Raw genomic sequence first — 16,732 nt, 5'->3', positions numbered from 1 at the left:
CGGCTACAGCGAGAGATCAAAGCACAGCAGAGATCATTCTGTTAGGACCTCTAAGACACTACGCATTCAATCTGTGTAGTGGTTGCCGGAGGCCGGGATGGCAGGAATCTAGGGCCTGAGCTGGGGCAACGCTACCAAGATCATCCCGCGCATATCCCCTGATCATGGTCTTACGGCTGCATGCGGGCACCGTTGGGTTGCCTATCAAGGGCGCAAAACAAAAGACCTGCGGCTGAGAAACCGCAGGTCAGGGGCACGAAATGCCGATCTGGGTGTGTGCCCCCGGCAGGATTCGAACCTGCGGCACCCGCTTTAGGAGAGCGGTGCTCTATCCCCTGAGCTACGGAGGCGGACTCTCGTAAGCCTAGCGAAAGTCTGGCACTGCCCGCGACGTGCGGCCCCGATCAGTTTTGTGGGGTTGGTTATGGGTGCTCTGAGCTGCGGTAAAGCCATGGCAAGCGGTCGGCGGCGGGTTCGGGGGGCGTGGATACCGTCTGCTCGTGACCAGGAGGCGATGTACGCAGGCCCGTCGGCGGCCCGTTGTTCTGTTCGGGGCGTTGCTGGCGCCGGCGATTTTGGCGGGTGGGTTGCTGGCGGGGGAGATGCGGGGGCTTGGGTTGGCGGGGCCGCCGGTGGTTGTGCCGAGTGGGGGGCGAGGGATGGCGTTGGAGCCGGTGTTGGTGCCTGCTCCGCCTCGGCCTGATCGGTGGTATGAGGGGGTTGTGCCTGCTCCTGTGCGGGAGGAGGAGGTTTCGCCTCCGGTGGAGGAGGCGCCGCCGGAGGAGGTTGCGGTGGCTGCCGAGCCGCCGGAGGAGGCCCTGCCTGAGGAGCCTGTGACGCCGGCTCCCGTGCGGACTCGGGACGGGTGTCCGGGGGAGTGGGTGGACACCTGGTTGTGGGAGTTGTGCCGGGATCGGGAGCAGGAGAGGGCAGGGGCGGGGGAGAGTTGGGTGCCGGGGATATGAGTCCTGGCCAAGGGATGAGGGCTGAGGATGTGGGTTGCGCGGGAGGGTTGGGTGCGGGGGTTGTGAGGGTGTGCGGGAGGGGCGGGTGTACGCCGTCATCGAGGGCGCTTCCGCGGTCGTGGTGACGTTGTGGGTTGGGTGTACCCCCCAGCGAGGGCGCTCCCGCGCTCGCCGATGTTGTGGGTGCGGGGGTTGTGGGGTGCGCGGGGGAGTTGGGTGGTGGGGAGGTGAACCGGAAGGGGTTGGCTGGGCGTACTGATCAATAAGTGGTGCTGATCAATGGAGGTGCGTGCGGGTTGGGGTGATGGTGTGCGGGCGGGGCAGGGCGAGCTGAGCAAAGTGGGCTATTTGTCTCATAACAGCTCTTCCGAGTTCGGTCCGGACACTCCGGGGGCTGTAGTAACGTGCGTGCCTGACTTGGGTAACGAGAGTGCAAACGGAGGAGTCGAACGTGCCAGCCCCTCGATCAGCAGGTCTGATCGCGGTTGTCATGGCGGTGGCTTCTCTTCTCGTGCCCGGGGGACAGAGGGCGGCTCAGGCTCAGGTGCACTCGACGGCGTACGCGGAGGCTGGGGTCCAGCTTGATCGGCGGGATCCGTCCAATCTGACTGAGTTGCGGAGAGAAGCCGAGAAATCGGCCAAGGAGCTGGAAGAGGCCACCAAGGCGCTGGAGAAGCGGCGGGCTGAGATCGCGGCGTCCGAGCGGACGCTCAAGACCAAGCTCGCCTCCCTGCAGCAGTTGGAGCAGCGGGTGGCGGCGATGCGGCAGCCGGTGTCGCAGATGGCCGAGCTGCTTTATCAGCAGCCGCTCATGGGGGGCATCCTGCCGTTCTTGACGGGCGGCGCGGATGAGAAGACGCTGCGGGCGCTGTCGGACGCCAATCAGATGGTGGCCGTGCGGCAGCAGGCGGTCGAGCAGACCAGCACGCTGTACAAGGAGGCCGAGCGGCTGGCCGGCGAGGCGCAGGAGTTGCGGGCCGGCAATCTGCTGGCCGAGGCGCAGCTGGCGGCCGAGGTGGACACCCTCCGGCAGCGGTCGGACAAGATTGTGAAGTCGCTGACCGCAGCGCTGGTGAAGCTCGGTATCAAGATCGACAAGGTGGGGCGGGCGGCGCTGGGGTGCAATCCGTTGCGGGCGGCCACGGCCGATCACTATCCCAACGGGCTGATCCCCCCGTCGATGCTCTGCCCCCTGCAGCAGAAGGGGCAGAGCCTCAGGGCCGACGCCACCATCGCGTTCGTCAGCCTGAACGAGGCCTACCGGCGCCGGTTCGGGAAGGCCATGTGTGTGACGGACGCCTACCGGAGCCTGGCCGAGCAGCAGTCGGTCTACTACCGGCGGCCCGGGTTCGCGGCGGTGCCGGGGCGGAGCAACCACGGGCTCGGGCTGGCGGTGGACCTGTGTGGCGGCGTGGAGCGGTCGGGGTCCGCGGAGTTCGTGTGGATGGAGAAGAACTCGAAGCGGTATGGGTGGTTCCATCCGTCGTGGGCCTACAGCAGCCCGTTCGAGCCGTGGCATTGGGAGTACGACCCCAAGATCGATTCGCTGGCCTGACCTCTCTACAGGCCCACGGGGGTGACCTCCTCGCTGCAGAAGGCGCAGCGGCTGGCCGCCTTGGGGATCTCCGACAGGCACTCGGGGCAGTCGCGGGTCGTCGCCTCGATCTTGGCCGCGGTGCGATCCTTGAAGTGGGTGTACGGCTTGACGACGAGGAAATAGAGCACCGCGGCGACGATCAGGAACGAGACGACCGCGTTGATGAAATTGCCGTACATGAAGTTGGACTGGCCGATGGTGACCTTGAGCGAGGAGAAGTCGGGCAGGCCGCCGAACGCCGAGATCAGCGGGGTGAGCAGGTCGGCCACGAACGACTGCACGATCGCGTTGAAGGCGGCGCCGACGACCACCGCGACGGCCAGGTCGATGACGTTGCCCTGGGTGAGGAACCTTCTGAATCCGTTCATGGGAGGTGATCGTAGTCGAGTCATTACCCAGGGTTAGGTTTGATGGTGATCGACAGGCGGGCGTGGGCCTGGGCGGTGGCCAGTTCGGCCGCCTGGGTGATGGTCGTGGCCAGGACGATCAGGCTGCCCTCGGGCGAGGAGGATGACGACGCCGCTTTGGGGATGGTGAGGACCTGGCTGTCGGGGGCTATCTGGCGCGCGGGTACGCCCTCCGCGTAGGAGGCCAGGAGGGTGATCGTGGAGCCGGGGGAGAGCAGGGCGGCCGCGGCGGGGTCGGAGATGCGCACCGGGGTGGCCACCAGGCCCGGGGGAAGGCGGTAGGAGGACAGGAGGCGGGCGTCGGTGAGGGGCTCGCCTCTGCGCATGGGGGTGGCCAGGGTCTGGGCCGACGACGGGGAGATGGCGCGCACCGCCCCGGCGGGTGGCGGGACGAGTGCCGCCGGGTGGAAGTCGGCCGGATCGAGCGGGCCGGCGGCCAGGTCGCGCGAGGCCACCAGGACCGTGGGGGCGGAGGCGGCGGGGCGAGTGGCCAGGAAGGCGGCCAGCACGGACACGGCGGCGAGCGCCGCCGCGACGAGGCGGCGGCGACGGCCGTAGCGTGTCAGCCAGGATCGGATCACGGCAGCTCGAAGGGTAGCTTGAGGCCGTCGAGTGCCGAGCCGCAGGAGCAGGTGCGCTCTTCGGGGAGGGCCTGGACGGTCTCGGACACCAGGGTGCGCATGCGGGTGACGTTTCTGGCGAAGAACTCCAGCACCTCGTCATGGGTGACGCCCTGGCCGGTCTCGACCCCGGCGTCGAGGTCGGTCACGAGGGAGATCGAGGTGTAGCAGAGGGCCAGCTCGCGGGCCAGGATGGCCTCGGGGAAGCCGGTCATGCCCACGATCGACCAGCCGTTGGCCGCGTACCACTGCGACTCGGCGCGGGTGGAGAAGCGCGGGCCCTCGATGACGACCAGCGTGCCGCCGTCGACCGTCTGCCAGCCGCCCTCCTGGGCGCGCTTGACCGCGATGGCGCGGCCGGACGGGCAGTAGGGGTCGGCGAAGGAGACGTGGACCGCGCCGTCGGTGTCGTAGTAGGTCTGTACGCGCCCAGAGGTGCGGTCGACGAGCTGATTGGGCACCACCAGGGCACCGGGGCCGTATTCGGCCTTCAGCGAACCCACGGCGCTGGGCGCGAGCACCTGGCGGACGCCGAGTGAGCGCAGCGCCCAGAGGTTGGCGCGATAGGGGATGCGGTGGGGCGGGAAACGGTGATCTCGCCCGTGTCTGGGGATGAACGCCACCGAACGCGAGCCGATGCGCCCGATCGTGACGACATCGCTCGGGGGGCCGTAGGGAGTGGAGAGTTGGAGCTCCTCGGCGTCGTCCAGCAGGGAGTAGAAGCCCGAACCGCCGATGACGCCGATGTCTGCGCGAGTGACCATGGCGCAGAGGGTAGCGAGAGCGGGGTGCGGCTGGGACGGCCCGAACGCCGTTCTGTGGATAACGGGGTTCGGGTGATGCGGGCGCGCCGACACCAGCCGACTCCGGCTGACTTCAGCTGACTTCGGCTGACATGAACCGGCATGTCGGCATTTGTCCGCCTACCGCGGCCGCTCTCGGGTAAGCGACCGCTCGGGTAAGCAGACCGCTCTCGGGTAAGCGACCGCTCGGGTAAGCGGACCAGTCTCGGGAAAGCGGACCGCCCTCAGGTAGGCAGACCGTACGAGCGCCCGGGGCGGGCCCCGGGCCCTGAGAAGGTCAGCTGGAGGTCGTCGTGGAGGCGGCGGCCGGCGCCGGGGCGGTCGACGGCGTCGAGGAACTCGACTCCGACGACGACTTGCTCTCGCCGAACTTCGCGCCGGAAGAGCCGGAAGTACCAGAAGAGGACGCGGCCGTGGCCGACGAGCCCGACGACGAGCGGTTGTCGGTCCGGTAGAAGCCGGAGCCCTTGAACACGATGCCGACGGCCGAGAACACCTTGCGCAGGTTTCCCTCGCAGCTCGGGCACACCGTCAACGCATCGTCGGTGAACTTCTGAACGACCTCGAGCTGCTCACCGCAGTCGTTGCAGGCGTACTGATAGGTCGGCACGCGCTCCTCCTTACAAGCTTTGGCACTCGAGCGATGCGACTGCTAATGGTAACCGATGGGGTCAAACAGCTATTCCAACCCCCGCTCGCCGTACCAGCCTGCCAGCTTTCCACCTCGGCTCACGGCCCGGAGCCGGCGCTCCGCCTCGTCGCGGCAGGCGGCGGTGGTGACGACCAGGAGCTGGTCGTTCACGCGCAGCCTGGTCGTGGCGCTGGGGACGAAGGATTTGCCGTCGCGTACGACGAGCGTCACCGCGGCCCCGGAGGGCAGGCGGAGCTCGAAGACCTCCACCCCGTGCAGGCGCGAGCCCGGAGGCACCTTGACCTGCAGCAGGTCGGCGTTGAGCTCCTCCAGCGGAGCGGACTCGACCGCGAGATCATGGGCCTCACCGGGAGCGGCCACCCCGAGCAGCCGCGCGGCGTACGGCAGCGTCGGTCCCTGGAGCAGGGTGAACACGATGACGATCACGAAGACCTCGTTGAAGAGGCCTTTGGAGCCGACGACGCCGGCCGCCCACGGGATGGTCGCCAGGACGATCGGCACCGCGCCGCGCAGCCCGGCCCACGACAGGAACGCCTGCTCGCGCCAGCTCACCCAGCCCAGCCGCAGCGCCCATGACAGGGCCGAGCTGGCCAGCACCGACAGCGGGCGGGCCAGGAGCGCGAGTATGGTGCCGGTGATCAGGCCGGGGACGATCGCCGGCGCCATCTCGTTGACGTCGGCCAGCATGCCGAGCAGGACGAACATGCCGATCTGCGCCAGCCAGGCAGCGCCCTCCGCGAAACCCCTGGTGGCCGCCCGGTGGGGCAGGCGCGAGTTGCCCAGGATGAGCGCCGTCAGGTAGACGGCCAGGAAGCCGGAGCCGTGCAGCAGCACCGCGCCGCCGTACGAGACGAAGGTGAGCGCCAGCACGGCGATGGGATAGAGGCCGGAGGCGGGCAGGGCGACGCGGCGCAGGGCGTAGGCGCCGGCGGGGCCGACGGCGAGGCCCACAGCGGCGCCGATGAGCAGCTCGATCCCGGTCTCCAGCAGGAACGTTCCCATGGTGGCCGAGGAGTGTGAGGCTCCGCTGAGCAGCACCACGGCGATGACCGTGGGCGCGTCGTTGAGGCCGGACTCCGCCTCCAGCACCCCCGCGAGGCGCGGGGGCAGCGGCAGCCTGCGCAGTACGGAGAAGACGGCGGCGGCGTCGGTGGAGGCCAGGACGGCGCCGAGGATCAGCGCCGTCTTGCCGTCCATGCCGAGAACGCCCTGAACGACCAGCGCCACCACGACGATGCTGACGGCCACGCCCACGGTCGCCAGGATCAGGGCAAAGGGGACGGAACGCCGTACGTGGGACCAGTTCGTCGTCAGGCCGCCCTCGGCCAGGATCACCGCCAGCGCCGTCATCCCGATCTGCTGGGCCAGCTGGGGGCTCTCGAAGGGGATGCCGAGCCCTGAGGGCCCCAGGATCAGGCCGAAGCCGAGGAACACCAGGAGGCTGGGCAGACCGGTGCGATGGGCGATGCGGACGGAGGCGATGGCGGCGATGACGATCACGGCGCCGACAAGGAGCCAGACGTCGAGCATCATCTGGCTCCTCTCGTACCGGCGGTCACATAAGACTAGTGAGTCCAGAAGGCGTCATCGCGTAGCGAACCCGCCGGTCATGGGGTTCGGACGGGACGTCGTCGATCAGCTCGCCGTCGTGCAGCAGGGCCACCGTGGGGACGTTGGGGCCGACCCTGGCCAGCGCCCGGTCGTAGGAGCCGCCGCCGCGTCCGAGACGCACGCCCGTGCGCCGGTCGACCGCCAGCGCGGGCACGATCACGAGGGCGGCGGTACGCACGGCGTCGACGCCCCTGCGGGTGTCGACCGGCTCCATGATCCCGTGGCGGCCGGGCGCGAGCGTGTCAGGCCCGTCGTAGACCGCCCAGTTCAGGTCGTTGTCCTTCTGGAGCACGGGCAGGATGACGGTGGCTCCATGTTTCCAGAGAGCGAACACGAGCCCGTGCGTCTCCGGCTCCGGCCCCGCTGACCAGTAGCAGGCCACCAGACCGGCCATCTGCACCCACGGCTGTTCGAGCAGCGTTTCGCGGATCTTGATGGCGTTTGCCCTTAGCTGTTCGGGGGTGAGGGAGCCGCGCGCCGCGTTCAGCTCGCGGCGCAGGTTCATCTTGTCCACAGGTCCCTCCACTAGGGTCTACTCATGGCTGACTTCGACCCTGTGACGAAAGCCGTCGTGCCCGCCGCGGGTCTGGGCACCCGGTTCCTTCCGGCGACGAAGGCGACACCCAAGGAGATGTTGCCCATCGTCGACAAGCCCGCGATCCAGTATGTCGTCGAAGAGGCGGCCTCCGCCGGTCTCCTCGACGTCCTCATGGTCACCGGCAAGAACAAGCGCTCGATCGAAGACCACTTCGACCGGGCGTTCGAGCTGGAGGAGGCTCTCGAGGCCAAGGGCGACGAGCAGCGATTGTCGCAGGTCCGCGAGCCGGCCTCGCTGGCGACTCTCCACTACGTACGCCAGGGCGAGCCCAAGGGGCTCGGGCACGCGGTGCTCTGCGCCAAGCACCACGTGGGCGAGCACCCCTTCGCCTGCCTGCTCGGCGACGACCTGATCGACCACCGCGACCACCTGCTGCGGCGCATGATCGAGGTGCGTGACACGTTCGGCGGCAGCGTGATCGCGCTGATGGAGGTGCCCAAGGAGCAGGTCTCGCTCTACGGTGTGGCCACCATCGAGGCCACCGCGGAAGAGGACGTCGTACGCGTGACCGACCTGGTCGAGAAGCCGCCGGCCGACGAGGCGCCGTCCAACTGGGCCATCATCGGGCGCTATGTGATCGATCCCGCGGTGTTCGAGGTGCTGGAGCAGACGCCGCCGGGGCGGGGCGGGGAGATCCAGCTCACCGACGCGCTGCGCACGCTCGCCTCGCGTGGCCGCGAGGAGGGCGGGCCCGTGCACGGCGTGCTGTTCCGGGGACGGCGCTACGACACCGGCGACAAGCTCGACTATCTGCGCACCGTGGTGAAGTTCGCGGCGGACCGGGACGATCTGGCGCCGGATTTCGTGCCGTGGTTGCGGGAGTTCCTCGATGAAATCAGTTGACGCGCATCTGGCCGAGATCCTGGCCACTGTACGTCCGCTGGCCCCCCTTGAGCTGGAGCTGGAGCAGACGCTCGGCACGACGCTGGCCGAGGACGTGACCTCGCCGGTGCCGCTGCCGCCGTTCGACAACTCGGCCATGGACGGATACGCGGTCAGGGCCGAGGATCTGTCGGAGGTCCCCGTTACGCTGCCGGTGATCGACGACGTGGCGGCCGGCTCCGTCGAGCTGCGCGCCGTCGGGCCCGGCCACACCGTGCGCATCATGACCGGCGCGCCCATGCCGGCCGGGGCCGACACCGTGGTGCCGGTCGAGTGGACGGACGGGGGCACGGTCTCCGTACGCATCGACCGCCGCGCCGAGGTGGGCAACGCGGTCCGGCGGGCAGGGGAGGACGTGCAGGCCGGAGAGGTCGTGCTCAAGGCGGGCACCTTGATCGGGCCCGCGCAGCTCGGGATCATCGCCGGGGTGGGGCGGCGGCGCGTGCTCGCGCGCCCGCGTCCCCGCGTCGTGGTCGTCTCCACCGGCGCCGAGCTGGTCGAGCCGGGCGGCACGCTCGCTCCCGGCCAGATCTGGGAGTCCAACAGCTACACCTTGGCGGCGGCGGTGCGCGAGGCGGGGGCCGACGGCTTCCGCGCCGGATCCGTCGGCGACGATCCCGCGGTGCTGCTCGACCGGCTCGACACGCATCTCGTGCGAGCCGACGCGATCGTCACCACAGGCGGGGTGTCGATGGGGGCCTACGAGCCGGTCAAGGAGGCGCTGTCGCCGCTGGGCACCGTCCGGTTCGAGAAGGTCGCGATTCAGCCGGGGATGCCGCAGGGCTTCGGCGTGCTGGGGGAGGACGCGGTGCCGATCTTCGCGCTGCCCGGCAACCCGGTCTCGTCGTTCGTGTCGTTCATGCTGTTCGTACGTCCCGCGCTCGACCGGATGCGCGGGCTGCCCGGCGGCCCGCCGGAGACGGTCACCGCGATCGTCACCGGGCCGCTGCGATCACCGTCCGGCCGGCGCTCCTACCTGAGGGGCGTGCTGGCCTCGGACGGCACGGTGACGCCGGTGCACGGGCAGGGCTCCCACCAGCTCGCCGCCCTGGCCCTGGCCAACGCGCTGATCGTGGTGCCTGAGGATGTGACCGAGGTGGAGAGCGGGTCCGCCGTGGAGGTGGTCCGGCTGTGAGCCGAGTGGAGGGTGCCCGTGGGTGAGCTGACCCATATCGACGAGACCGGTGCCGCGCGCATGGTGGACGTGTCGGCCAAGGACGTCTCGGCCCGCACCGCCACGGCCACCGGCCGGGTGCTGCTGTCGGCCGAGACGGTCGCGCTGCTGCGCTCGGGCGAGGTGCCCAAGGGCGACGCGCTGGGGGTGGCCAGGATCGCGGGGATCATGGGGGCGAAACGTACGCCCGATCTGATCCCGCTCTGTCATCCGATCGCCCTGCACGGGGTGAAGGTCACGCTCGACGTCGAAGACTGGGGCGTGGCGATCACGTGCCGGGTGAAGACGGCCGACCGCACCGGGGTGGAGATGGAGGCGCTGACGGCCGTCTCGGTGGCGGCGCTGGCGCTGATCGACATGGTCAAGGCGGTCGATCCGGGCGCGGTGATCACCGACGTGCGGGTGGAGGAGAAGCTGGGCGGCAAGACCGGCCGGTGGACGCGGGAGCAGGGCTGATGCGCGCGCTGGTGATCACGGTGTCGAACCGGGCCTCCGCCGGGATTTATGCGGATAAATCCGGGCCGTTGCTGGCCGAGCTGCTGCGGCAGGAGGCCGGCTGCGAGGTCGAGGGGCCCGTGGTGGTGCCCGACGGTGAGGCGGTCGAGCGGGCTCTCAGGGAGGGGGTGGCGGGTGGGTACGAGGTCATCGTCACCACCGGGGGCACCGGGCTGACGCCGCTGGATCTGACGCCGGAGATGACCGGCAGGGTGATTTCTCGGGAAATTCCTGGCATCGCGGAGGCAATTCGGCTGGCGAATCGCGACAAGGTGCCTACGTCCGTATTGTCGCGAGGGCTGGCCGGGCAGGCGGGTGACACCTTGATCGTGAATTTGCCCGGATCGTCCGGTGGTGTACGGGATGGCGTCGCCGTACTCGCCCCCATCCTGCGGCACGCGGTCGATCAGATCCGGGGCGGTGATCACCCGCGCTGAGCCGGGCCGTTGATCGCGCCGGCGATCGGCGTCCTGAGGGTGAATCGCAGCTCCGCTCGCTGATCCGTGGCGCCATCGTGCCCGATCGGGGGATGATGAGGGGTGTGGATCGACTTCGTGGCTGGCCGGCGACCCTGAACGAAGGCCCCGTGGGCCTGCGGCCGCTGCGGCTGGGCGACGTACGTGTGTGGCGCGAGACCAGGCTGCGCAACGCCGACTGGCTGCGGCCCTGGGAGCCGAGCAACCCCGAGACCCCCCTGTTCCGGACCGGGCTCGGCCCGTACATCTCCATGGTCGGCACCCTGCGCCGCGAGGCGAGGCAGGGGCTGGCGCTGCCATGGGTGATGACCTACAACGGCCGCTTCGCCGGCCAGCTGACCGTGGGCGCCATCGTGTGGGGGTCTGCCCGTTCCGCCCAGGTCGGTTACTGGATCGACGGCGCCGTGGCGGGCAACGGGGTCACCCCGACCGCGCTCGCGATGGCCGTTGACCATTGCTTCTTCACCACCGGATTGCATCGGTTGGAAGCGAACATCCGTCCCGAGAATCAAGCCAGCCGTAGAGTGGTTGAGAAGCTCGGTTTCAGGGAAGAAGGCATTCGGCGTCGCCAACTCCACATCGACGGAGCCTGGCGCGACCACATCTGTTACGCGTTGACCGTCGAGGACGTACCTGGCGGGCTGCTCGTGCAGTGGCGTCGCGCGCGTGAGTCAGCGGCTCACGGGGGGTCCTCCGTCGAAGAGGTTTGACGATCTCGCGACACACCGCACCGAATGCTCGTCAATTAGTGACACGCGGTCTTACGGTGCGTGACGTGAGCACATTCAAGGCGCGACGAGCACATCCGCGTCTTTGTGCTGCCCGGAGGTGGCCGTGAGTCCTGTCCTCCTCTACATGGCCATCGTCGTTATGTGGCTCTGTGTCCTGATTCCCATGTGGCTGCGTCGGGACAAGACGAACCTCGCCGAACTGGCCGAGCTCGAAGAGTATTACACCGGCGAGCACCAACTGCCCGATCTCGACAATCTCGCCCCCGATTCCGAGGACTACGACGGGCCGACGCTCGCCGAGATCGAGAAGGTCGACGTCCGCCAGTTCCGCTTCCGGCGCCGCGCCATCATCGTCGCCCGCCGGCGCCGCCTGCTCTTCTTCACCGCCCTGCTCGTGCTGGCCTCCGTGGTGACGGCTTCGGTCGAGATGATGCCGTGGTGGGGCGTCGCGCCCTCCATCGTCGTCATGCTGACGTACATGGCGTTTCTCCGCATCGCCGTACAGGTCGACAGGGAACGCCGCGAACGCGCCCGCCAGGCTCGCGCTGAGCGCCTGCGACGGCAGCGCGAGCAGCAGCGGGTCGCCGCCGAGGCGGAGGCCGAGGTGATCGATCTCACGGCGCTGAACGGGGACGTTCTGTTCGATCAGTACGCCGAACCGCCGCGGCGGGCGGTGGGGGACTGAAACGGTGGCGCGAGGACCCTCTGGAGTTTGCTAATCTGGTCGAGTCCTTGGGGATGTAGCGCAGTCCGGTAGCGCACTTCGTTCGCATCGAAGGGGTCAGGGGTTCGAATCCCCTCATCTCCACCAGGGGCCGTTCTTGGGACGGCTGGACTGAGGTTGACGGGATCCCGTCCGATCATCTGAATCGGACGGGATTTCGTGTTTTGCGAGTTCTTCGAATCGTTGCACGGGGCAGATTCTGGTCGGCAACATCGCCCAGGCCATCCGCCACATCTCCCGCGATGCCGTCCGCACCCTCGCCGTCCCCGACCTCACATGACCGAGAGACAGGACAAAACGCCACTACGTCGGAGCCCTGACTGCTGACGTCCGTGAAAAGTCCTCTCGGTCATCCGGCGTCACAGAGCCACGCCGCGTATGTGCCACGGCCGCCCACAGGTTCTCAGAACGCCCACTCAATCCTCCAGCCGCACTTGGCGATCATGATCTGATCACGAGTGCGGCTGGAGTGATCACTTCGCGGGGCAGAACAGCGATTTGAGGGCATTCGTGATGCGCGACGGCACGGTGCCGCGCTCGGCATTGTCCATGGCCAGGGTGAGGGACACGGCGAACTGCAGGCGGCCGTCGGATGAGGTGAGGGTCGCGGCGGTGAAGCCGGGGGCGCTGCCTCCGCCTCCGGCGGCGAACTCGGGGTTGCCGGAGCAGGGGCCGCCCGCGGGCGGCGACGGCTGGCCGGGCGGCGGATCGGTGATCACTTTAGTCAGGGACGCCGGCAGCAGCTTGTCCTGGCGGAAGGCGCGCTGGAAGACGCTCATCTCGCGCGCGGTGGAGATCACGCCGCCGGCGCCGAGCATGGTGGTGGCGTTGATCTTGTCGGCATCGCGCATCGTGCCCGTCTCGTCCGGGGCGTAGCCGTGCCCGTGCGGGCCCTTGATGCCCTCGGTCGCCTTCGTGGGCAGGTAGGTATGGCGCATGCCGAGCGGGGCGAAGAGCCTCCGGTTGAGTTCGGCCGCCAGTGACCTTCCGGACAGTTTCTCGATGATCATGCCGAGCAGGATGTAGTTGGTGTTGGAGTAGTTGAACGTCCCGACTTCCACGGGCCGGGCGTTCTTGCGTGAGGCCGCCAGCAGGTCGGTCGGGCGGTAGTTGCGCGTGGGGTCGGAGGTGTCCGGGCCGATGTAGTCGGGGATGCCCGAGGTGAGCTGGATCAGATTGCGGACCGTGATCTCGTCGGTCCGCTCCACCAGGTCCTTTTCCGCCACCTTGGGCAGGACCTCGCTGAGTTTGTCGTCCAGGCTCAGCTTGCCTTCCTGGACCAGTTGCAGCACCGCGGTGGCGGTCATGGTCTTGGTCTGCGAGCCGATCCGGTAGCGGGCGGTCGACGGGATCGCGCCGCCCTTGCCGTCGAGCAGGCGGGACCCCGCCGATCCCTTTCCGACCCGCTTGCCGTCCACGTACACCTCGCCGATGGCTCCCACCACGTGGCCCGTCTTCACCAAGTCTTCCATCGCCTTCTGCACATCCCCGAGCTTGACGGGGGCGGCAGCTGTCGAGGCGGTGGTGGGCGGGGCCACGCTCAAGACCAGCGCCGCGCACGCCAGCGAGGCTGCGGCGGTGAACGTCGCTCGACGCAGAATCATGAAGTCTCCCACTTCAAGGTCCGAATACTCGGCTGTCGAGCCACAAGTTCTAGCGAGTGCAGCGTTTCCTCGGCGTTACAGTGCAGGCCAGGTGGCTCTGCACGGAGCCCAGAGCACAGGCGCGAACCTTGGCCCTCCGCTCCCGCACTCTGGGAAACAATCAGCGCGATGCCGGGAAGCGATCTTCTCGACCGTTCTTCCGGGCCCAGGTCGGGGCTATTCGTGAACACCCCACAAGGGGCCGTTCATGAGACGGCCGGACTGAAGTTGACGGGATCCCGTCTGATCGTTGAGATCGGGCGGGATCTTGTCGTTTCAGGGGTTTCCGAATCGATTTCGTCCTGATTCGGGGACTGTGGAGTCAGCGTCTGGGAAGGCCCGGGTGCTGTCAGGCCGCTGGTGGAGGAGCGGGATCCGGCCGTTGGGCATGGCGAAGCCGACGGTGAGCGGGGCGCTGCGACAAGGTGGCGGGTTCTGCGGCTTATGGGGCGGGTGGCGGCCTGCTCTGGCCTGCGGGTGGTATGCCGTCGAAGGGCTGGGCTGGAGCCTGCGGAGTGATGGCGAGTGTGACGGGCCTGTCCTGGGGCTCGTGGATGTGGCGCCACTGGTCGAGGAAGTGGTCGTTGGCGACGGTGACGAGCAGCGCGACCAGGATGGTCTGGGCGACGCGGCCGTGGGCGAGCCGGTTCTTGGGATCGCCGAGGTCGAGGTCGTGTCCCTTGAGCCTGCGGGACGGGAAAGAGGAATCCACGCCGTAAAGGACGGGGTGCTGATCTGCGCGTTCATCTCGTTCAGCCGATATTGACCCAGCCTTGGTACTTGTTGCTTACGCCGCAGGACGCCATCCAGGTGCCGCCGCCCGCGGTCGCCCCTTGCAGGCACATGCCGCTGGCGAAGTTCTGCAGCAAGGCGCCCGACAGGCGGTACCACATCTGGTTGTAGGCGCCGGTGCACGCGGTCAACAGGGCGCTCGCGCCTTGATGGGTCAGGCAGCGCCCGCTCGTGGTGTTGTAGATGCGTGAGCCAAAGTCATCCTGGACAGCTTGCCAGTAGCGGCGGCCGGTCGCGCAGCTACCGGTGTAGGCGCCGGACAGGCCGGCGGTATCGATCAGGCAGCGACCAGTGCCGTTGTTGGCGAGACGGTCCCCCGCGACGGCCGCGATGTCCTCGGTCGCGGTGCCCGTGTGCGCTTCGGCCGCGAGGGGCGCCGTGCCGAGCGCCAATCCGGCCGCGGCAACGATCGCGACGCGCCGCGCAATCTTTGTGCTCATGGCTGTTCGCCCTTTCCCATTGTCGTGACTCCGCTGCCGTTGGGACAGCGACCGCCAGTCAAACATGCAGTGGCTTCAGATCGACTTCAGATTTGCTTTGTGCAACCGGTCAACCGTGCCGCGCGAGATCAGCGAGATCAGCACCGTTCTCTTCGAGTGGGACTACCTCGGGGCAAGCCCTGCCGTGCTCCGGCGGCTCAGTGAGGGCGCGCGTCTACAGCGCCTGGTGGAACGTCAACGCCAACAATTTGCTGAGCTTCGCGGCCGGAGGCGAGAACGTCCTGGCGATCGACGCGCTCTTCCCCGGGCGGCAGGAACACCATGCCGGTCTGGCTCGATGGCCCGAACTCCAAGCGATGACGGACTTCTTCGCCGCGCCCGCGTCCGAGGACCTCGACGAGGAAGAGGACGAGGACGACCTCGATGACCGCGCCGGCTACGACTGGAGGGCCGCCTGCCTGGCGGTCATCGACCGCAGCACCGGGGCACGGCTGACCGGCGAGTGGCTGGAGCAGCCGCATCCCTACGTGACGGTCCGTATGCCCGACGCGACCCGCTGACCCCTGAACGGCCAGCGCCAGAGCTGCTTATGCGGGAAGCGATCATCTCTTCTCGGGAAGCGATCTTCTCACCCCCTCTTGCGCCCCAGGCCAGTCCTATTCGTGAACACCCCACCAGGAAGATGTAGGTGAGAAGGGTCTTCGGAGTAATCCAGAGGCCCTTTTCTCATGTGTGGAAGTCGATGGGAGCCAATCGGGGAGCCATCTCACTCGGACTCTCTACCTGTGTCGGCTGTCGCCGAAGATGGTGTTCATGGTCCGGGCACCCTTGGTGATCACCGGCTTGAGCTGGTGCCGGTAGACCGCCCGCGTGCCCGCGTGCCCGACGAGATCGGCGATGGTCTCGATAGGCACGCCCTGGTCACTCATGATGGAGACGAACGAGTGACGCAGTTCGCGAGGACTCCAAGTGGTTCCGAGTCCTGCTCGTCTGGTGGTCTTGCGGAACGCCCGCCGCACGTTCGAGGCGTCCAGTGGGGTGCCGACGCTGGTGCAGAACACCAGGTTGTGATCTTGCCACGCCTCACCGGCCTTGAGCTTGAGTACAGCCTGGCGGGTGTGGTGCTGCCGGAGCGCTTCAGCCGCCAGCTTGGGCAGTTCCAGCGTGCGGCGTGACTTGCGGGTCTTGGTGTCCCCTCCTTCGCGGTCGGCACGCCATGTCATGGCCGCGCCGGACGGCGGCAGACTGCCTCCCATCCGCGATCTGCGACCAGGTATGCGCAGAGCCGTGCCCATCTGATCCGGGTTGCCGGGTTGGTGAAATGGACCTCGCGGCTGACGCAGCCGCCCTGTGGCGCTTCCAGTTCCCAGTAGACGTCAGGGCGTTCCGGGTTCTGGTTGCCGGTCCTGGCCCTGACGCTCACCTCGTCCGACATCGCCTACAACGTTCAGCTTCAGGGCTCCCGCTTCACCGTCGTGGCCCAGGACGCCAACCCCGTTTCCAGGGTCTGGAGCGACGAGACGCTGTTCATGCCGCCGGGAAGCCGGTTCGACGTGCTCGTGCAGGGGCCGACGAAGGGCAGCACCCGCCTGATCACCACTGCCTACAGCACAGGCCCGCAGGGCGACTCCTATCCGGAGACGACGCTGGCCACCGTGGTGTCCTCCGGACAGCCCATGACGCCCACCGCTCTGCCCATGACCTTCGCCTCGTTCGACTACCTGAGCAAGGACCCCATCGCCCAGCGGCGCACCATCACGTTCTCGGAGAACGATCAGACCAATGAGTTCTACATCAACGGCAAGCAGTTCGGCGCGAACCGGATCGACGTGCGGGCCAAGCTGAACACCACCGAGGAGTGGACGGTGCGCAACGTCTCCGAGGAGCAGCACACCTTCCACATCCACGTCAACGACTTCCAGCTGATGAGCGTGAAGGGCAGGCCGTACCCCTTCCGCAGCTGGCAGGACACGGTGCAGCTGCCCGCCCGCGGCGAGGTGGTCATCAGGATGAGGTTCCTCGACTACCTCGGCAAGTACCCGTTCCACTGCCACATCCTCAACCACGAGGACCGCGGCATGATGGCCAACGTGGAGGTCGTCCGCTAGGTGCGGTTAGGGCG

At 68.1% G+C, this 16,732-nt stretch carries 19 protein-coding genes and 2 tRNA genes; 10 read left to right on the top strand and 11 right to left on the bottom strand.

The annotated features are described in order from the left end of the window. Positions 1–277 precede the first annotated feature (277 nt). Positions 278–350: transfer RNA gene (locus tag ABFX54_RS35675), tRNA-Arg, on the bottom strand. A 1,228-nt stretch (positions 351–1,578) separates the two neighbouring features. On the opposite strand from ABFX54_RS35675, the gene ABFX54_RS35670 reads away from it, so the two are divergent. Next, on the top strand, positions 1,579–2,520 hold the full coding sequence (locus ABFX54_RS35670; RefSeq protein WP_346111094.1) for a D-alanyl-D-alanine carboxypeptidase family protein: 942 nt from the start codon (positions 1,579–1,581) through the stop codon (positions 2,518–2,520). Between the two features lie 5 nt (positions 2,521–2,525). On the opposite strand, the gene mscL is transcribed toward ABFX54_RS35670, so the two are convergent. From mscL to ABFX54_RS35640, 6 genes are all read right to left on the bottom strand, one after another. Next, entirely contained in the window at positions 2,526–2,930 is a 405-nt protein-coding gene (mscL, locus tag ABFX54_RS35665) for a large conductance mechanosensitive channel protein MscL (RefSeq protein ID WP_346111093.1), read from the bottom strand. Positions 2,931–2,953: 23 nt separating this feature from the next. Next, positions 2,954–3,550 carry a CpaB family protein gene (locus tag ABFX54_RS35660; RefSeq protein WP_346111092.1) on the bottom strand — a complete coding sequence of 199 codons (597 nt, stop codon included), beginning with the start codon at positions 3,548–3,550 and terminating at the stop codon, positions 2,954–2,956. After that, a complete protein-coding gene (locus ABFX54_RS35655) occupies positions 3,547–4,353 on the bottom strand; it encodes an S-methyl-5'-thioadenosine phosphorylase (RefSeq protein ID WP_346111091.1) in 807 nt (268 codons plus the stop codon). The genes ABFX54_RS35660 and ABFX54_RS35655 overlap by 4 nt, the downstream gene beginning before the upstream one ends. Before the next feature lie 316 nt (positions 4,354–4,669). Next, positions 4,670–5,002: an FmdB family zinc ribbon protein gene (locus ABFX54_RS35650; protein ID WP_346111090.1), complete on the bottom strand. Its 333-nt coding sequence runs from the start codon at positions 5,000–5,002 to the stop codon at positions 4,670–4,672. A 69-nt stretch (positions 5,003–5,071) separates the two neighbouring features. Then, a complete protein-coding gene (locus ABFX54_RS35645) occupies positions 5,072–6,577 on the bottom strand; it encodes a potassium/proton antiporter (RefSeq protein ID WP_346111089.1) in 1,506 nt (501 codons plus the stop codon). 22 nt (positions 6,578–6,599) lie between these two features. Then, entirely contained in the window at positions 6,600–7,160 is a 561-nt protein-coding gene (locus tag ABFX54_RS35640) for a 5-formyltetrahydrofolate cyclo-ligase (protein WP_346111095.1), read from the bottom strand. 33 nt (positions 7,161–7,193) lie between these two features. On the opposite strand from ABFX54_RS35640, the gene galU reads away from it, so the two are divergent. The 7 genes from galU (at position 7,194) to ABFX54_RS35605 (ending at position 11,822) form a co-directional block, all read left to right on the top strand. Further along, positions 7,194–8,096, top strand: coding sequence for a UTP--glucose-1-phosphate uridylyltransferase GalU (gene galU, locus ABFX54_RS35635; RefSeq protein WP_346111088.1), 903 nt, complete (start codon positions 7,194–7,196; stop codon positions 8,094–8,096). Beyond that, positions 8,083–9,270, top strand: coding sequence for a molybdotransferase-like divisome protein Glp (glp, locus tag ABFX54_RS35630; RefSeq protein ID WP_346111087.1), 1,188 nt, complete (start codon positions 8,083–8,085; stop codon positions 9,268–9,270). The genes galU and glp overlap by 14 nt, the downstream gene beginning before the upstream one ends. An 18-nt stretch (positions 9,271–9,288) precedes the next feature. Beyond that, positions 9,289–9,765, top strand: coding sequence for a cyclic pyranopterin monophosphate synthase MoaC (gene moaC / locus ABFX54_RS35625; RefSeq protein WP_346111086.1), 477 nt, complete (start codon positions 9,289–9,291; stop codon positions 9,763–9,765). Next, positions 9,765–10,241, top strand: a complete 477-nt coding sequence (locus ABFX54_RS35620; protein ID WP_346111085.1) for a MogA/MoaB family molybdenum cofactor biosynthesis protein — start codon at positions 9,765–9,767, stop codon at positions 10,239–10,241. Before moaC ends, ABFX54_RS35620 begins: the two co-directional genes overlap by 1 nt. Positions 10,242–10,336: 95 nt before the next feature. Then, positions 10,337–10,990: a GNAT family N-acetyltransferase gene (locus tag ABFX54_RS35615; RefSeq protein ID WP_181307538.1), complete on the top strand. Its 654-nt coding sequence runs from the start codon at positions 10,337–10,339 to the stop codon at positions 10,988–10,990. A gap of 118 nt (positions 10,991–11,108) precedes the next feature. Then, on the top strand, positions 11,109–11,696 hold the full coding sequence (gene sepX, locus ABFX54_RS35610) for a divisome protein SepX/GlpR (RefSeq protein WP_428834608.1): 588 nt from the start codon (positions 11,109–11,111) through the stop codon (positions 11,694–11,696). Positions 11,697–11,745: 49 nt separating this feature from the next. Then, positions 11,746–11,822 (top strand) — tRNA-Ala (locus tag ABFX54_RS35605). A 386-nt stretch (positions 11,823–12,208) separates the two neighbouring features. Here ABFX54_RS35605 and ABFX54_RS35600 read toward each other — a convergent pair. The 3 genes from ABFX54_RS35600 to ABFX54_RS35590 form a co-directional block, all read right to left on the bottom strand. Next, entirely contained in the window at positions 12,209–13,339 is a 1,131-nt protein-coding gene (locus ABFX54_RS35600) for a serine hydrolase domain-containing protein (RefSeq protein ID WP_346111083.1), read from the bottom strand. A gap of 481 nt (positions 13,340–13,820) precedes the next feature. Beyond that, positions 13,821–14,090, bottom strand: coding sequence for a hypothetical protein (locus ABFX54_RS35595; protein ID WP_346111082.1), 270 nt, complete (start codon positions 14,088–14,090; stop codon positions 13,821–13,823). A 40-nt stretch (positions 14,091–14,130) separates the two neighbouring features. Next, the gene (locus ABFX54_RS35590) at positions 14,131–14,610 is read right to left on the bottom strand and encodes an RICIN domain-containing protein (protein WP_346111080.1); all 480 of its coding nucleotides are present in this window, start codon (positions 14,608–14,610) and stop codon (positions 14,131–14,133) included. A 200-nt stretch (positions 14,611–14,810) separates the two neighbouring features. Between ABFX54_RS35590 and ABFX54_RS35585 the strand changes: the two genes are divergently transcribed. Then, entirely contained in the window at positions 14,811–15,170 is a 360-nt protein-coding gene (locus ABFX54_RS35585) for a hypothetical protein (protein WP_346111079.1), read from the top strand. Positions 15,171–15,389: 219 nt separating this feature from the next. Here the strand turns inward: ABFX54_RS35585 and ABFX54_RS35580 are convergent, their stop codons facing one another. Then, on the bottom strand, positions 15,390–15,833 hold the full coding sequence (locus tag ABFX54_RS35580) for a site-specific integrase (RefSeq protein ID WP_346111077.1): 444 nt from the start codon (positions 15,831–15,833) through the stop codon (positions 15,390–15,392). Positions 15,834–16,007: 174 nt separating this feature from the next. On the opposite strand from ABFX54_RS35580, the gene ABFX54_RS35575 reads away from it, so the two are divergent. Next, entirely contained in the window at positions 16,008–16,718 is a 711-nt protein-coding gene (locus ABFX54_RS35575) for a multicopper oxidase family protein (RefSeq protein ID WP_346111076.1), read from the top strand. Positions 16,719–16,732 lie beyond the last annotated feature (14 nt).

The sequence above is a fragment of the Nonomuraea maheshkhaliensis genome, assembly GCF_039529435.1.
Classification (GTDB): Bacteria; Actinomycetota; Actinomycetes; order Streptosporangiales; family Streptosporangiaceae; genus Nonomuraea; species Nonomuraea maheshkhaliensis.
Note: the sequence above shows the minus strand (reverse complement) of the source record. Positions and strands in the feature narration are given on the sequence as shown.

Bases quoted from the DNA above. Each gene is read 5' to 3' on its own strand.
- mscL (WP_346111093.1), bottom strand. From the start codon at position 2,930: ATGAACGGATTCAGAAGGTTCCTCACCCAGGGCAACGTCATCGACCTG.
- ABFX54_RS35655 (WP_346111091.1), bottom strand. From the start codon at position 4,353: ATGGTCACTCGCGCAGACATCGGCGTCATCGGCGGTTCGGGCTTCTAC.
- ABFX54_RS35645 (WP_346111089.1), bottom strand. From the start codon at position 6,577: ATGATGCTCGACGTCTGGCTCCTTGTCGGCGCCGTGATCGTCATCGCC.
- ABFX54_RS35640 (WP_346111095.1), bottom strand. From the start codon at position 7,160: ATGAACCTGCGCCGCGAGCTGAACGCGGCGCGCGGCTCCCTCACCCCC.
- galU (WP_346111088.1), top strand. From the start codon at position 7,194: ATGGCTGACTTCGACCCTGTGACGAAAGCCGTCGTGCCCGCCGCGGGT.
- glp (WP_346111087.1), top strand. From the start codon at position 8,083: ATGAAATCAGTTGACGCGCATCTGGCCGAGATCCTGGCCACTGTACGT.
- ABFX54_RS35620 (WP_346111085.1), top strand. From the start codon at position 9,765: ATGCGCGCGCTGGTGATCACGGTGTCGAACCGGGCCTCCGCCGGGATT.
- ABFX54_RS35615 (WP_181307538.1), top strand. From the start codon at position 10,337: ATGAGGGGTGTGGATCGACTTCGTGGCTGGCCGGCGACCCTGAACGAA.
- ABFX54_RS35600 (WP_346111083.1), bottom strand. From the start codon at position 13,339: ATGATTCTGCGTCGAGCGACGTTCACCGCCGCAGCCTCGCTGGCGTGC.
- ABFX54_RS35590 (WP_346111080.1), bottom strand. From the start codon at position 14,610: ATGAGCACAAAGATTGCGCGGCGCGTCGCGATCGTTGCCGCGGCCGGA.
- ABFX54_RS35580 (WP_346111077.1), bottom strand. From the start codon at position 15,833: ATGACATGGCGTGCCGACCGCGAAGGAGGGGACACCAAGACCCGCAAG.